General features: G+C 72.4%; 13 protein-coding genes. 12 read left to right on the top strand and 1 reads right to left on the bottom strand.

Annotated features, from left to right (window positions below):
• Positions 1 to 6: 6 nt before the first annotated feature.
• The 12 genes from FHX44_RS04215 to FHX44_RS04160 all read left to right on the top strand — a co-directional run bounded on the left by FHX44_RS04215 (position 7) and on the right by FHX44_RS04160 (position 13,534).
• The gene (locus FHX44_RS04215) at positions 7 to 1,599 is read left to right on the top strand and encodes a GMC family oxidoreductase (protein ID WP_147254256.1); all 1,593 of its coding nucleotides are present in this window, start codon (positions 7 to 9) and stop codon (positions 1,597 to 1,599) included.
• Complete coding sequence (locus tag FHX44_RS04210; protein ID WP_147254255.1) at positions 1,596 to 2,033, top strand: gluconate 2-dehydrogenase subunit 3 family protein; 438 nt, start codon at positions 1,596 to 1,598, stop codon at positions 2,031 to 2,033. Before FHX44_RS04215 ends, FHX44_RS04210 begins: the two co-directional genes overlap by 4 nt.
• The gene (locus tag FHX44_RS04205; protein WP_147254254.1) at positions 2,033 to 3,517 is read left to right on the top strand and encodes an aldehyde dehydrogenase family protein; all 1,485 of its coding nucleotides are present in this window, start codon (positions 2,033 to 2,035) and stop codon (positions 3,515 to 3,517) included. Before FHX44_RS04210 ends, FHX44_RS04205 begins: the two co-directional genes overlap by 1 nt.
• Positions 3,514 to 6,360: an FAD-binding and (Fe-S)-binding domain-containing protein gene (locus FHX44_RS04200; RefSeq protein WP_425469113.1), complete on the top strand. Its 2,847-nt coding sequence runs from the start codon at positions 3,514 to 3,516 to the stop codon at positions 6,358 to 6,360. Before FHX44_RS04205 ends, FHX44_RS04200 begins: the two co-directional genes overlap by 4 nt.
• Before the next feature lie 32 nt (positions 6,361 to 6,392).
• A complete protein-coding gene (locus tag FHX44_RS04195; RefSeq protein WP_147254253.1) occupies positions 6,393 to 7,376 on the top strand; it encodes an isopenicillin N synthase family dioxygenase in 984 nt (327 codons plus the stop codon).
• Positions 7,376 to 7,861 (top strand): nucleoside deaminase, encoded by a 486-nt coding sequence (locus FHX44_RS04190; RefSeq protein WP_147254252.1) that lies wholly within the window; start codon positions 7,376 to 7,378, stop codon positions 7,859 to 7,861. The genes FHX44_RS04195 and FHX44_RS04190 overlap by 1 nt, the downstream gene beginning before the upstream one ends.
• Positions 7,836 to 9,176, top strand: a complete 1,341-nt coding sequence (locus tag FHX44_RS04185) for an MmgE/PrpD family protein (protein ID WP_147254251.1) — start codon at positions 7,836 to 7,838, stop codon at positions 9,174 to 9,176. Before FHX44_RS04190 ends, FHX44_RS04185 begins: the two co-directional genes overlap by 26 nt.
• Before the next feature lie 371 nt (positions 9,177 to 9,547).
• Complete coding sequence (locus FHX44_RS04180) at positions 9,548 to 9,856, top strand: DUF3040 domain-containing protein (protein ID WP_170308765.1); 309 nt, start codon at positions 9,548 to 9,550, stop codon at positions 9,854 to 9,856.
• A gap of 203 nt (positions 9,857 to 10,059) precedes the next feature.
• Positions 10,060 to 10,317, top strand: a complete 258-nt coding sequence (locus FHX44_RS04175; RefSeq protein ID WP_147254249.1) for a DUF2180 family protein — start codon at positions 10,060 to 10,062, stop codon at positions 10,315 to 10,317.
• Between the two features lie 316 nt (positions 10,318 to 10,633).
• On the top strand, positions 10,634 to 11,017 hold the full coding sequence (locus tag FHX44_RS04170) for a DUF5313 family protein (RefSeq protein ID WP_246170203.1): 384 nt from the start codon (positions 10,634 to 10,636) through the stop codon (positions 11,015 to 11,017).
• Between the two features lie 843 nt (positions 11,018 to 11,860).
• Positions 11,861 to 13,009, top strand: coding sequence for a baeRF3 domain-containing protein (locus tag FHX44_RS04165; protein WP_147254248.1), 1,149 nt, complete (start codon positions 11,861 to 11,863; stop codon positions 13,007 to 13,009).
• A 90-nt stretch (positions 13,010 to 13,099) separates the two neighbouring features.
• Complete coding sequence (locus FHX44_RS04160; protein ID WP_147254247.1) at positions 13,100 to 13,534, top strand: universal stress protein; 435 nt, start codon at positions 13,100 to 13,102, stop codon at positions 13,532 to 13,534.
• Between the two features lie 22 nt (positions 13,535 to 13,556).
• Here the strand turns inward: FHX44_RS04160 and FHX44_RS04155 are convergent, their stop codons facing one another.
• Positions 13,557 to 14,597 (bottom strand): VIT1/CCC1 transporter family protein, encoded by a 1,041-nt coding sequence (locus FHX44_RS04155; RefSeq protein WP_246170202.1) that lies wholly within the window; start codon positions 14,595 to 14,597, stop codon positions 13,557 to 13,559.
• Between the last annotated feature and the right edge of the window lie 379 nt (positions 14,598 to 14,976).

Here is a 14,976-nt window from a genome sequence, read left to right as displayed (position 1 = left end):
GTGGCAATGGACGTCGACCGGGTCGACGCCGTCATCGTCGGTGCCGGGCCGTCCGGCGCCGTCACGGCGAGGCGCCTCGCGGACGCAGGCATGTCGGTCGTCTGCCTCGAACAGGGAGGGTGGCCGGACTACTCGAAGGCCCGGGCGGGCTTCCCGGACTTCGAGCTGGTGGCCCGCAAGCACTGGGACTGGAACCCCAACACCCGGCGGGCGCCGGGCGACTACCCCGTCGACGACGGGGACTCGGACATCACCGCGCTGATGTACAACGGCGTCGGGGGCAGCGCCGTCATGTACGCGGCGCACTGGGAACGGTTCCTGCCCTCGGACTTCCGCGTGCGCACCCTGGACGGGGTGGCCGACGACTGGCCGGTGACCTACGAAGACCTCGAACCGTACTTCGACGAGGTCGAGCGGCAGTTCGCGGTGTCGGGGCTGGAGGGCGACCCGGCCCTGCCGCCCGCCACGGCGCCGCCGCTGCCGCCGGTGCCGCTCAACAAGGTGGGCAGGCGCGGCGCCGAGGCGCTCAACCGGCTCGGTTGGCACTGGTGGCCGGGCAGCAACGCCATCGCGACGAAGGACTACGGCCGCTTGCACGCGTGTGCGCAGAGCACCGCCTGCCCGTTCGGCTGTCCCGTGGGCGCGAAGGCCTCTCCGGACCGGACGCACTGGCCGGACCTGGTCGCGGACGGGGTGCGGCTGGTCACCGGGGCCCGGGTCCGGGAGCTCGTCACCACCGCGTCCGGGCTGGTGGACGGGGTCGGGTACGTCGACCACGACGGTGTCGAGCGCATCCAGCGGGCGCAGGTGGTCATCCTGTGCGCCAACGCCATCGGGACGCCGCGGATCCTGCTGAACTCGGGGCTGGCCAACTCGTCGGGACTGGTCGGGCGGCGGCTCATGATGCACCCGTTCGGCAACGCCATCGGGATCTTCGACGAGGACCTGGAGAGCTGGCGCGGGCCGCTCGGGCAGCACCTGCACTCCCTGCAGTTCTACGAGACGGACGTGGCGCGCGGCTTCGTGCGCGGTGCGAAGTGGAACCTGCTGCCCAGCGGAGCACCGCTGTCGATGATGCTCCCCGGGCTCTGGGGCACCGAGGGCAGCTGGGGCGAGGACTTCCACACCGCGTTGCGGGCCCGGCTCGGCCGCTCCGCGATCTGGACCGTGATCTGCGAGGACCTGCCCGACGAGTCCAACAGGGTCGTCCTCGACCCGGACACCGTCGACGCCGCCGGTGTCCCCGGCGTGCGGATCGAGTACCGGACATCGGAGAACGCGCGCGCCATGATGGACTTCCACCTCACCAAACTCGAGCTGGTGCTCCGCGAGATGGGGGCGACCCAGACCATCCTGAACGGGCACATCAGGGCGTCCGGATGGCACCTGATGGGCACCGCGGTGATGGGGCGCGATCCCGCGACCTCGGTCGTCGACCCCGTCGGCAGGTGTCACGACGTGCCGAACCTCTTCGTCCTCGACGGGAGCACGTTCCCCACCTCGTCGGGGGTCAACCCGACCGCGACGATCGCGGCGAACGCGCTGCGGTGTGCGGACGCCCTCGTGCGGGACCGGGCGGCGCAGGTGGTGCCGGCGTGACCGCGATCGCTCCCGACCTGCGCGCGGTGCTCGCCGGCATCGCCGACGTGCTCATCCCCGCCGCGCAGGGGATGCCATCGGCCACCGAGGCCGGTGTACCCGAGGCACTGCTCGACGAGGTCGTCCGCGCTCGGCCCGACCTCGCCGCGCCCCTGGTCGAGGTGCTCACGGCGGTCGCCACCGACGACGCCGCCACGGCGGTGGCGCGGCTGCGCGCCGGCGCCGTCCCCGGGTTCGACACCGTCGCCGTCGTCGTGGCCGGCGGCTACCTGATGTCACCCCGGGTCATGGCGGAGCTGGGCTACCCGGGGCAGGAGGCCAAGATCGTCGACCCGGACGACGTCATCCGGACCCTGCACGACGGCCTGCTCGACCCGGTCATCGAACGTGGTCCGATCTACCGCCCGACGCCTGGAACGGGGGAGTCCCGATGATGACCACCTCGACCAGCGTTCGCCGCTACGAGCACCACATCGAGGGGCACGCGCTGGCCTCCGGCCCCCACCTGATCCGCGACGACCCGGCCACCGGTCAACCCGTCGCGGAGTTCGCGGCCGGCTCGGCGCGCGAGGTGGACCTCGCGGTCGCCGCGGCGCGGCGCGCGTTCGACCACGGCCCGTGGCCGCGCATGTCCGCGGGTGAACGGGCTGCGGTGCTGCGCCGGTTCGCCGCCGCCGTCGAGGCGGAGGTCCCCCACCTCGCCGCGCTCGACCGATCCGAGGCCGGCAAGCCGATCCGGTACGCCCGGGCCGACATCCGGGCTGGCGCGGCGCACATCGCCACGGCCGCGTCGCTGGTGGAGACCCTGCGCGGCGACTCGTGGACGGACGTCGACCGCGACCTGCTCGCGTACTCCGCGCACGAGCCGGCCGGGGTCGCCGCCCTGATCATCCCGTGGAACTTCCCGGCCGGGATCCTCTGCCAGAAGCTGCCCTACGCGCTCGCGCTCGGCTGCACGGTGGTGGTCAAACCGTCGGAGTTGACCTCGGGCAGCGCACTCGAGATCGCGCGCATCGCCGAGGGGGCCGGGGTGCCGGCCGGGGTCGTCAACGTGGTCACCGGGCTCGGCAGCGAGGTCGGTGCGCCGCTCGCCGCGCACCCCGCGGTCGACGTCGTGTCCTTCACCGGCTCGACGGCGAGCGGGCGCGCCGTGGCGGCGGCGGCCGGGTCGTCGCTGACAAGGGTTGGTCTCGAGCTGGGCGGAAAGGGCGCGAACATCGTGCTCGCCGACGCCGATCTCGACCAGGCCGCCGAGGCGGCCGTGTTCGCGGCGTTCTTCAACTCGGGGCAGTGCTGCGTCGCAGGCCCCCGGATCCTGGTGCAGGCTGCGATCGCGAACCGGTTCACCGAGGCCGTCGTCGCGCGGACCGACACGCTCGTCACCGGGGATCCCGCCGCCGAGCGGACCGACCTCGGCCCGCTCATCCACGAGAACCACCTCGCGAAGGTCCTCGGATACCTCGAGGCGGGCCACGAGGCCGGCGCGCGGGTGCTCCGCGGCGGCGACCGGTTGGACGGTGAGCTGCGCCGTGGCTCGTTCCTCGCGCCGACCGTGCTCGACCGGGTGACGCCGGACTCGCCGGTGTTCCGCGAGGAGATCTTCGGCCCGGTCGTGTCGCTGACCACCGTCGCCGACGCGGACGAGGCCGTGCGCATGGCCAACGCCACGAGCTACGGCCTGGCGCACACCGTGTGGACGTCGGACGTGTCGACCGCGCTAGCAGTCTCCCGCGAGCTGCGCTCGGGCACGGTCTGGGTGAACACGCACCTGGACGGCTCGACCCACATCCCCTTCGGCGGGGTCAAGGCGAGCGGGTTCGGCCGGGAGGCCGGACGCGAGGGACTGCTGGAGTTCTCGAGCCTCAAGACCGTGCAGATCCGTTCGGCCCGCCGCTCGTACGGGTTCGGCACGCGGTGACGCGGGCCGCCGTGCGGCGCGACGTCCGGGAGCGGCTCGCCCAGACCGTCCGGGGCAGCGTCGGCGTCGACGTCGCGACGCGAGCCCTGTACACGATGGACGCGTCCAACTACCGGCACGACCCGCTGGCCGTCGTGCTACCCCGTGACGCGGAGGACGTGGCGGCCGCGGTGGCCGTCGCGCGTGAGTTCGGCGTCCCGGTCACCGCGCGCGGCGGCGGCACCAGCGTCGCGGGCAACGCGATCGGGCCCGGGGTCGTGCTGGACTTCTCCCGCCACCTGACCGGGATCGTCGAGGTCGACCCGGAGCGGGGCACCGCCACCGTCGAGCCTGGGGTCGTCCTCGACGACCTGCGGGCTGCCGCCGGTGCCCACGGGCTCACCTTCGGCCCCGACCCGTCGACGCACAGCCGCTGCACGGTAGGCGGGATGCTCGGCAACGACGCCTGCGGCTCCCACTCGGTGCGGTGGGGGCGGACGTCGCACAACGTCGAGGCGCTCGACGTGCTGCTCTACGACGGCACTCGGATGCGCGTCGGGCCGGACGGGCCGGCGCTCGGTGGCGCGGCGCGCGAGCGCGCGGTGTACCGCGAGCTCCACGCGCTGGCCCGCGAGAACCTGGCCACGCTGCGGACCGGCTTCCCGCCGGTGGAGCGCCGGGTGTCCGGCTACGCCCTCGACGCGCTGTTGCCCGAGAACGGGTTCGACGTGGCGCGCTCGCTCGTGGGCACCGAGGGCACCTGCGTCACCGTGCTGTCGGCCACCGTCCGGCTGGTCCCCGTGCCGGCGGCGAAGGCCCTGCTGGTGCTCGGCTTCCCCGACGACGTGGCCGCCGCCGAGGCGGTGCCCGCGGTCCTGCCGTTGCGGCCGCAGACCGTCGAGGGCATGGACGCCCGGCTGCTGCGGCTCGCCACCGGGTCCGGCGCGGCCGCCGCGGCGCACCTGCCCGACGGCGGTGCGTGGCTCTTCGTCGAGGTCGCGGGGGAGTCGGCGGGAGAGGCGGCCGAGAACGCCGCGGCGATCGCCGCGAGCGTGGGCACCCGCGGTGCGGTGGTCACCGACCCGGGGTTGCAGCGCCTGCTGTGGCGGGCCCGGGAGGAAGGCGCCGGCGTCGCGACGCGGGCCGCAGACGGGAGGGAGGCGTGGCCGGGCTGGGAGGACGCCGCCGTCCCGCCCGACCGGCTGGCTTCCTACCTGCGCGAGTTCCGCGCGCTGCTGGCCGCGCACGGCCTGACCGGCATCACGTTCGGCCACTTCGGCGAGGGCTGCATCCACACCAGGATCGACGTCGACCTGGTCGGGCCCGGTGGCGCGGCGGGCTTCCGGCGGTTCGTCACCGACGCCGCCGACCTGGTGGTCGCGCACGGCGGCTCGCTGTCCGGGGAGCACGGCGACGGCCAGGCCCGGTCGGAGCTGCTCGGCCGCATGTACCCGCCGGAGATGATCGCCCTCTTCGAGCGGTTCAAGTCGATCTGGGACCCCGACGACGGCATGAACCCGGGGGTGATCGTGCGGCCGCGCCCGCTCGACGAGGACCTCCGGTTCGTCCCGCCGGTGGGCCCCCTGCCCGTCCGCTTCGGCTACCCGCACGACGGCGGCGACTTCCGCCAGGCGGTGCGCCGGTGCGTCGGTGTCGGCAAGTGCCGCGAGGCGCACCCGTCCTCCGACTCCGACGTCATGTGCCCGAGCTTCCGGGCCACCCGCGAGGAGAAGGACTCGACGCGGGGCCGGGCGCGGGTGCTGCTCGAGATGGTCAACGGCGACGTGGTCGAGGAGGGGTGGCGGTCGCCGGAGGTCCGCGACGCGCTCGACCTGTGCCTGTCGTGCAAGGGGTGCCGGTCCGACTGCCCGGTGGGCGTCGACATGGCGACCTACAAGTCGGAGTTCCTGCACCAGCACTACCGAGGGCGGGTCCGGCCCGCTGCCCACTATTCGATGGGCCACCTGCCGACGCTCGCCCGGCTCGCCGCGCTGGCGCCGGGGCCGGTGAACTCCGTGGCCCGGTCGGGCCTGCTCGGACCGCTGGTGCGCAGGCTCGGTGGCATCGCGGAGGAGCGCCGGCTCCCGGCCTTCGCCCCGACCACCTTCGCCCGCTGGTTCCGCTCCCGGCAGGCGGACGCCGGGTCGCGGCCGGAGGTGCTGCTCTGGCCAGACACCTTCACCAACCACTTCAGCCCGCAGGTGGGCCGGGCCGCCACCGAGGTGCTCGAGGCGGCCGGGTTCGCGGTCCGCCTGCCCGCCGGCCGGGTCTGCTGCGGGCTGACGTGGCTGTCCACCGGGCAGCTCGACACCGCGAGCCGGATCGCCCGGCGCACCCAGCGGATCCTCGCGCCGGTCGTCGAGGCCGGCCTGCCGGTCGTCGTGTTGGAACCGAGCTGCGCAGCCGCGCTCCGGGTGGACCTGCCCGAGCTCCTTTCCGACGAGGCGTCGCGGCACCTGGCGGACCGGGTGCTGACCCTGGCGGAGTTCCTCGACACCGAGGCGGGGCACTGGGATCCGCCGCAGCATGGTGGGCAGGCCGTCCGCCAGGTCCACTGCCACCAGCACGCCGTGCTCGGCTCCGACGCCGACGAGCGGGTGCTCGCCCGGCTGGCGGTCGACACCGTCACGCTCGCGTCGGGGTGCTGCGGCCTCGCGGGCAACTTCGGTTTCGAGCGGGGGCACTACGAGGTCTCGATGGCGATCGGCGAGCATGTGCTGCTCCCCGCCGTGCGGGCGGCGAGTCCGGACACGCTCGTCCTCGCCGACGGTTTCAGCTGCCGGACGCAGATCATTCAGGGCGCCGGTCGCCAGGCGCTACACCTCGCCGAAGTCGCGGCAGGTAGATTGTACTCTTTTTGTTGACATAACAATCCGGAGATTGTATTCTCACTTGTATGGATCGGATTCTCGAAATCGATGTTGTGGAGTTCGAGCGTGGCGACGACGCGGCCCGCCGCGCGATCGTCGACGGGATGCGACGAAGCCTGGAAACCGGTTTCGTCTACGCCCGTCACGATCTGCCGGCCGACGTCATCGACGACGCCTACGCGAAGCTGGCGACCTTCTTCTCGCTGGCGACCGAGGTCAAGGACCGCTACACGGTGGTGGGGTCCAACGGGCAGACCGGGTACACCGGAATGCGGGTGGAGACACCGGTCTCGGTCGGTGAACCGGATCTGAAGGAGATGTACAACTGGAGCGCGGAACTGCCGGCGGGACATCCGCTGCGCCGCAAGTTCCCGCACCGGTACCGGGACCAGATTTTCCCCGAGGACGTGGTGCCGGGCATCGAGGCCGCCCTCAAACTGATGCACGACCGGATCTTCGACCTGCAGAGCCGGGTCCTGCGGATCATCGCGGTGGGCCTCGGTGTGCACGAGAACTACTTCGACGGGATCGTGCTTCCCGCGTCCGCCATGACGCGCGCCCTGCACTACCCCGACATGCGTGAGCACGACCCCGAGGGCACCCAGGTCTGGGCGGGCGAGCACGCCGACATCGATCTCATCACGGCCCTGCCGAGGGCCACGGCGCGCGGCCTGCAGGTCAAGACAGAGGACGGCTGGATCGACGCCGTAGCGCCCGAGGGGGCGGCCATCATCAACACCGGGAAGATGCTGGAGCACCTCACCAACGGTGTGATCAACCGTGGCATCCACCGGGTCGTGGCCGACCCCGACCAGGTCGGGGACCGCTACAGCGTCGTGCAGTTCTGCCACCCGACGGCGTGGACGGTGCTGGAGCCGCTCTCCACCTGCTGCACGCCGGAGCGGCCGCAGCGGTACGCGTCGATCCTCACCGGTGACAAGCACGACGAGGTGCTGTGGGAGATCAACCTCTTCGAGGACGCCCGGAGGGTCCCCGTGAAGGCGTCCTGATGGACGCGGCCACGGAGGCCCGTCACCTCGAGCTGGCCGTCCGGCTCGCTGCCGAGAACGGTCAGTCGGGCCAGCTGCCCTTCGGGGCCGTCGTCGTGCGGGGCGGGGAGGTGGTCACCACCGGTGTCAACACGACCCTGCGCGACCACGACCCCACCGCCCACGCCGAGGTGGCCGCCATCCGTGCGGCCTGCCGGCAGATCGGCACCACCCGGCTCACCGACGCCGTGGTGGTGTCGAGCTGCGAACCGTGCCCGATGTGCCACGTCGCGGCGGTCGTCGCCGGCGTCACGGAGATGGTCTACGCCGCGACATCGGTGCAGGCTGCGGAGCACGGGTTCGTGTCGCTCCCGGAGCTCGTCCGGATCCGCGACCGGCTCGCCGACGTCCGGCGGGCCCACCTCCGCCACGTCCCCACACCGGGCAACGTGGTGCCGTTCCGAAGCTTCGGGGGGATCGATGGAACTGGAAGCGCTCGTCCGTGACGTGGCCGCGGCAGTGGCGGCCGGGGTACCCGACGACGTCGGCCGCCACGCCGGACTGATCCTCGCCGACACCGTCGGCGCCATGGTCGCGGGCGGGCGGGCGCCGGAGCTCGCCGCGCTCGCCGCGACGGCGGATCAGCGGCCGGAAGCGGAGCTCGCGGTGGCCGGTCACGGCCGGTCGGGCGCCGAAGCGGCCGCCGGCATCAACGCGATGGCAGGCGTCTGGCTCGAGATCGACGAGGACTCGAAGCCCGGTGGGCACGTCGCGGCGCAGGTGCTGCCCGCGGTGCTCGCCGTCGCACAACGCGACGGCCTGCCGGGCGAGCAGGCCCTGGCCGGCTTCGTCGCGGGCTACGAGGTCGCGGCGGCGCTGTACTCGATGTTCGAACTGAAGTACCCGGTGCACCCGCACGGGCTCTTCGGTGCCGTCGGTGCCGCGGTGGGGTGCGCGGTCGCACGCGGTGTCGACCCCGTGGCCCCGGCGCGGGTCGCGTCATCGCTGCTGCCGATCGGCGTGTGGGACCCGTGCACCGAGGGGGCGACGGTCCGCCACGTCCTCGCCGCCGACGCCGCCCGGATGGGTGTGCGGGCCGGTGAGCTCGTCGCCGCCGGGTTCGGTCCTTCCCTGACCGCGATGGACAGCCTCACCGCGGCGCTCGGTTGCCGGGTCCGGCGGCCGGACCCGCCGCACGCCGGACGCGGCTGGTCGAACGCGCAGATCACCCGCAACACGTTCAAGCGCCACAGCGCCTGCCTGCACGCGCACGCGGCAATCGACGCCGCCCTCCAGGTGCGCGGGTCGAACCTGGACCCGGCCGGGATCCGCACGGTCACGGTGGCCGTGATGGCGGGCGCCGTGGAGCGGATCGGCGCCCTGCCCCGCCGGAACTCGCTCTCCACCAGGTTCTCGATCCCCTACGCCGTTGCGGCCACATTGCTGCACGGCGAGGCGAGCGTGCGGTCGATGGACGTCGACGAGCGGGCGATGGAGCTGGCAGGGCGGGTGCGCGTCGTCGTGGACGACAGTCATGCCAGGGCGGGCGAGCCGATCGGCGGGGCCACCGTCAGCGTCGAGACCGATGGCGGGGACCGCACGGCGCGGGTCGATCGGCCCCGCGGGGTCTGTGACAACCCCGTCACGAAAGCCGAGCTGAGGGCCAAGTTCGCGGCGGTCGTCGGGGGCGCCGGTGCCGAGCACCATTACGACCGGCTGCTGGGGCTCTTCACCGAGCCGTCGATCGACGGAGTCTTCCGGCTGGACGAAGGAGATCCGAACGGCGTGGTGGACGCAGACGTAGCGCCGGGCCAGCGCTGATCTTGAGCTTCGCGGCGGCGAACGCCGCCACGGCATGTTTCAGCGTGCCGCCATCCTCGCATGCGCTGCCGCGCGCCCATGGGCGCCGGTCGTGCGCCGACGCAGCGGACGCGCCCGGCAAGGAACACTCCACAGGGCTGTGTCTCTCGAGACCTGCTTGCCTGTCTTCGGCAACGTGGTAGCGATGTTCCCGGCCGGGAACTCGCACTGCTTCGCGGCCACGAGCCAAGCACACTGGGAACCGGCCGGGTCCTTCCGAGCGGATCGGCCTCGATCAGCTCACTCTTCCCCGTCAGGTCGTGCTCCGTCGTGTTGGCCGCGGTCCGGCACCGAGACGGCACGGCCGGGAGACCATCCCGAGGAGGTGGATCGTGCTCAATGATCGTGAACGGGACACGCTGCGTGGGGTGGAGCGCCAGTTCCTGGCCGAGGACCCCGACTTCGTCCGCGCATTCGAGGCCCGCCAGACCCGCATGTCGCGTCCGGGCCGACTAGGCGCGCGCATCGCAATCGGGGCCGCGGCTCTGCTCGCCGTGTTCCTGCTGGTCGCCGGGTCGCTGGGGGGTGCATTGGTGGTCGCCGTCGCGACCTGGCTGACTTGGATGGGGCCGCATCAACCGTCCCGTGCCAACCGGCGGACATCCTGGCCGGCCCGCGAGGGAGAGCCGCCCTCGCTGTAGAGGTCCACCGTAGCGTTGCTCGGCCACGGGTTTGCCGGGTGTCGGCAACCCTGGTGGGACAAGTTGGCCTGTGTGGCGGCGGTGCCGGCGAGCTCACGGGTGGGGCACATTGGGCAGTGAGCCGGACCCGGTCCTTACGGATCGAGCGGCGACAAGTGCGACTCGGTCACCAGTCGCATCCGCGCGAGGAGGACGAAGATCCGATGCGTTGTCTCGACTGCATGACCGCCGGCATCGACCCTTCATTCGGCCCGGAGCCGGTGGTCGCCCTGTGTGCCTATTGCAGCGCTGCCGTCTGCTACCACCACGCCCGCACCACCAGCGTGGCCCCTCCGCTGATCGGCCTCGTCGCCCAGACGACGCGGGGCGTCCGGCGGATCCTGTGCACGCAGTGTGCCGGTACCGCCACCACCGCCAGCGCCAGCGCCCCACGCCCGCGCGCCGGCGCCGCGACGCCGTGACGACACCACCCGTCGGCGGGCGACACGTCCCCGCATACGACCCGGACCGGTTGCGGCGAGGGTGAGCGCTGTCGCTCCGCGGGGGGTGCTGCCAGCTCGGGTGTGAACCGCAACCCGCAGGCGGTGGCAGGTGTTCGCGCACTCACGTGCCTGAGGCCGCAACGCCTCAGTGGCGTCGCCGGCCTCAGCGAACCGCGACCGAACACCACGGCGAACCGCAGGCGAACAGTCGGAGCCAGGCCATGCGTCATCAACCTTCTCTCGTACGAGTCGGCGGCGCACCAGACGGTGGACAGCACGCCAAGAGAGCGGCGTCATGAGTGGCTCCGACGCGCGACCGGTCTCGTCCCGGCGACCGGGACCCGCCCGTTGGCTGTGGTACGCCTTTGGCGGCCGGCTTCCGGCAGCGCACCGGGAATGGGTGCTGTACGACCTCACCTGCCGCACTTGGCCGCTACGCCACCTCGCACGGTTGCTGACCCAGCTCGTGCCGGTCGTGGTGATCCTACTCGTGCTGATTCCGGGCCCATTGTGGATCCGAGTCATGGGCGTGCTGGTCGCTGATCGGGCTCATGTACTCCTTCGTCTTCCTCTACGAGGCCACCGAGCGGCGAGCGACGAAAGCCGGCTACCCCAGTGGCACTGTGCAAGTGGTTCGGCAGGAGCGGCACGCGGCCCGGGCGCTCCGGAAGGCCGCTGACGAGTTCCATCGGGGCGGAAGCCGGCGACCCCGTGGGTGAGCGCGTGTGCTACCCGTAGTCGCCGTGGCACCCACGTCCACGGCTTCGGCACGCGATGGGACCGGCGGTGATGGGTTCGCGGTCATCCCATGCGGCCGAGCCGGATGGACCGGCTGAAGGGGATGCCCGTCGCGTGATCGGCGCGGTGAGCAGTGCGCTCGACCGGCTCGCCAGCGCCGCCAGGCGGCGGGCCCGGGATCGACCACCGCCGCGTGATGTGAGTGGCTAGCTGCACCGCGGCACATCGCACCGTCGTCGGTACCGACGCGCGGCCGGCCTCCAGCTCCTGGCCCACAGCGCTCAGGAGTCCCGCCAGATGCGGCGCCAGCTCCTCGTCGGTCAGCGCGGTGGCCGGATGGACGCGCAGAAGCTGGTCCGCCGACCAGTATGTGAGGGCGACAGCCTGGCCGGGTGCTGTGCGACGAGTCGTCGACTGCCCCATAGCGGGACGCCGTGCAGAGCCGGCCGTTCCAAGTGGTCGCGCCGGCCCTCGTCTGGCAGGGTGGGCAACGCTAGACACGTGGCAAGCGCCACCCCACGACGGGGGTGTGATCTCATGCCCGATCAGAGCGCGACCCCGGAGCCGAAAGCAGGTTCGCGCGACCACGAGCCGGACGTCAACGGCCCGGACTCCTTTCCCGCCAGCGATCCACCCAGCACCTGGCGGGGCGGCGATCACGACACCGCTACGGCCCCGCGCGCCGATGAGGCGGGCTCCGACCGCTGAGCGGCTCGACGGCCCGGATGCGCCGAGTGGACGTGGCCGGTCCGCGTCGAGCACGGAGAGGGGTGCGAGGAGCGCCATGGATCTTCTGACCAGGGCGGATCTGGACCTGCTGGCCGATCGCGGCCGGCCGGAGTCGCACCTGTCGCTGTTCATCCCGACACACCCCTTCGGCGCCGGGACGGCGACGGATCCCATCCGGTGGAAGAACATGGTGAGCCGGGTGCAGGGCGTCCTGGCCGAAGAGGGTATGCGGGCGGCGGAGATCGCCGAGCTGCTCGCCCCGGCGTGGGAGCTGCGCGATGACCACCGAGCCTGGCAGTACATGAGCGACGGCCTGGCGATGTTCCTCCGCCCCGGCTGGCACCGGATGTTCCGCGTCCCGGCCGGGGTTCCCGAGGTCGCCACCATCGGCGACCGGTTCGTCGTCGGTCCGCTCTTGCGCATCGTCACCGGGGACGGCCACTTCCTGCTGCTGGCCCTGAGCCAGCGCAGGCTGCGTCTGCTCGAGGGCAGCCTGCAGCGTGTCGAAGAGCTCGAGCTCGCGGACGTGCCCACGAGCCTGCGGGACGTCGTCGAACGGCCCGAGCCGCGGTCGCAGGCCATGGCCTTCCCTGTTGCTCCCGGCCGCCGGGCCGGTTCCGCCGTCTTCTACGGCACCGCCGACGACGACGTCAAGAAGGACGAGGTGCGCAGATACCTGCGCCGGGTTGCCGACGGGGTACGTGACTACCTGACCGGCCAGGACCTACCCATGGTCCTGGTCGGTCTGGACGAGCTGATCTCGGTCTATCGCGACGTCAACGGATACCCGCACGTCACCGAGGACGCGGTCCGGCGGAACCCCGATCAGCTGTCGGGTGAGGAGCTGCACGCCGCGGCGTGGCCCATCGTCGAGGCGATCATGAGCCGGGAGCGCGCGGCGGCGATCGCGCGGTTCGAAGGGCTGCACGGCACGGGACTCGCGTCGAATGACCCGGCCAAGATCGAGGAGTCCGCCCGGCACGGGCGCGTGGAGACGCTGTTCCTGGCCGCCGAGCCGTGGTGCTGGGAGCAGCTCACCGACCGAACCGCGGTGGTCCGCCTCGGCATCGACGAGGCGTTCGGTCACTGCGAGCTGCTCGACCGGGCGGCCGTGGACACCTTGTCCGGCCGCGGACACGTCTACGCCGTGCCGGAGGCGGAGGTGCCCGGTGGCGGCGACGTCGCGGCCATCTTCCGTTACTGAGGCGCCGGACGATCACCGAGATCGGTCGGATCGCCGTGGGGGAAGGCCCGGAACCGACGAAACAGGCAGGAGTGCCGGAACGGAGAAGACATGCTCAAGAAGGTCATCTGGGCGACTGACGGGTCACCGACGGCCGAGAAGGTGTACCCGGTGGCGAAGGGACTGGCGGAGAGCGGCGGCGCGAAGCTGATCGTGGCGCATGCGGGGGAGATGGTCGGTTCCGACCGCGCCGGCGTCTTCGTCGACAGCGCCGAGACGATGCGGGCCACGCTCGAACGCACTGCCGACGACCTGAAACGAGCGGGGCTGGACGTCGAACTCGCGCTGTTGACGGCCTCCCAGCGCAATGCGTCCCAGATGATCGCCGACCTGGCCCAGGAGACCGGAGCCGACATCGTCGTCGTCGCCAACCGCGGCCACGGACCGGTCGCGTCGATCTTCATCGGCAGCTTCACGCTCCGCCTGCTCCAGGTCGCGCCGTGCCCGGTCCTCGTCGTTCCTGCCGGGCGGCAACGCACCGCGTGATACCGAGGAGATCACTGCGGCGTCAGCCGATGGCCGCGTCGAACGCCGTTCCCAGCAGGTAGGTCGCCATCGCGGCGGCGGTGCCGATCGCGAGCTGGCGCAGCGCGCGGCGCAGCGGTGGTCCCCCGGAGAGCACCGCGACGGCTCCGCCGGTGAGCATGAGCGCCATCCCGGTGAGCACGGCGGCCACCGCCACCGCGGCGACGCCTTCGACGCCGAAAAGGAACGGCAGCACCGGTATCACGGCTCCGACGCTGAAGAACGCGAAGCTCGACGACGCCGCGCCGGTGGCACTGCCGACCACCTCGGCGCCATGGGATCGGGGGTTGTCCGACCTGGCGCCGACGGAGCCGTGCCGCAGCACAGCGTCCGCGCGACGTTCTGCCTCTTCGGCCGACATCCCCCGAGCCCGGTAGACCAGGGCGAGCTCGTTGGCGTCGACGTCGAGCAGGGGGACGGCGGCTTTCGCCGCCTCGTCCGGTTTCGACGCGGCCAGCATCTCACGTTGCGAGCTGACCGAGATGAACTCGCCCGCCGCCATCGACAACGCGCCGGCCAGCAGCCCGGACAGCCCGGTCAACAGGATGGTCACGGTGCCGGCGCCACCACCGATCACCCCGAGGACGAGCGCGATGTTGCTCACCAGCCCGTCGTTGATCCCGAAGACCGCGGCCCGCAGCGTGCCGGACATCCGCGCCCGCCCCCGCGCGGCCAGCCCGCGTACCACCTCGCCGTGGATCCGCTCGTCGGCCAGCATCGCTTCCGGCACGTCCGCGTCCGGGTCGGCGAGCGAGCGGCGTTCGGCCTGTTCGATCAGTGCCAGCACGAACACCCAGCCGAACCACCGGGCCAGGACGCCAACCAGCCGTGCCCGCGGGGTCGCGCGCCGCGGCCGGCCCGCTCGTTCGCCCAGCCTGCGCTCCCAGTACGCGGCGTGGCGCTCCTCGGCCTCGGCCAGCCCGAGCAGGATCTCCCGCTCCTCGCCTTCCCGGCGTTGGGCGAGCTCGCGGTAGACCAGCGCCGCCTCCCGCTCGTCGGCCAGCAGGCGACGCCACCGCCGCACCCTCGCCTGCGACGGAGCAGCCCCAGAGCGACGGCGCTCGTCCCGCACCGCACGAACTCTCCCAGAACATCACACGTGAGATGAACCAGCCTGCCCGGAGAGGGTTCCACAAACCGGTGACGCTGCGCCTACGGACAGCGAGTGGTGCGGAGCACGAGGAGGTGAGGGACCCTTCGGTGAGGTCAAGGTGGACACGCACTGGACGGCCGCGGTGTCCGTGGCCGCGCCCGACCGCCCCGATGCCGGCATGGTCCGACGCGCTCGCCGTGCGCGCGGCCGAGGTGCTCTGAATCAAGCCGAGCTGGACCGCCATGAAGGCGTGCCGGTCGGCTACCTGCCGGGAGTCGGCAAACCTCATGGGCCAAGTTGGCCGACCGCA

This window comes from Pseudonocardia hierapolitana, from assembly GCF_007994075.1.
GTDB lineage: Bacteria > Actinomycetota > Actinomycetes > Mycobacteriales > Pseudonocardiaceae > Pseudonocardia > Pseudonocardia hierapolitana.
Note: the sequence above shows the minus strand (reverse complement) of the source record. Positions and strands in the feature narration are given on the sequence as shown.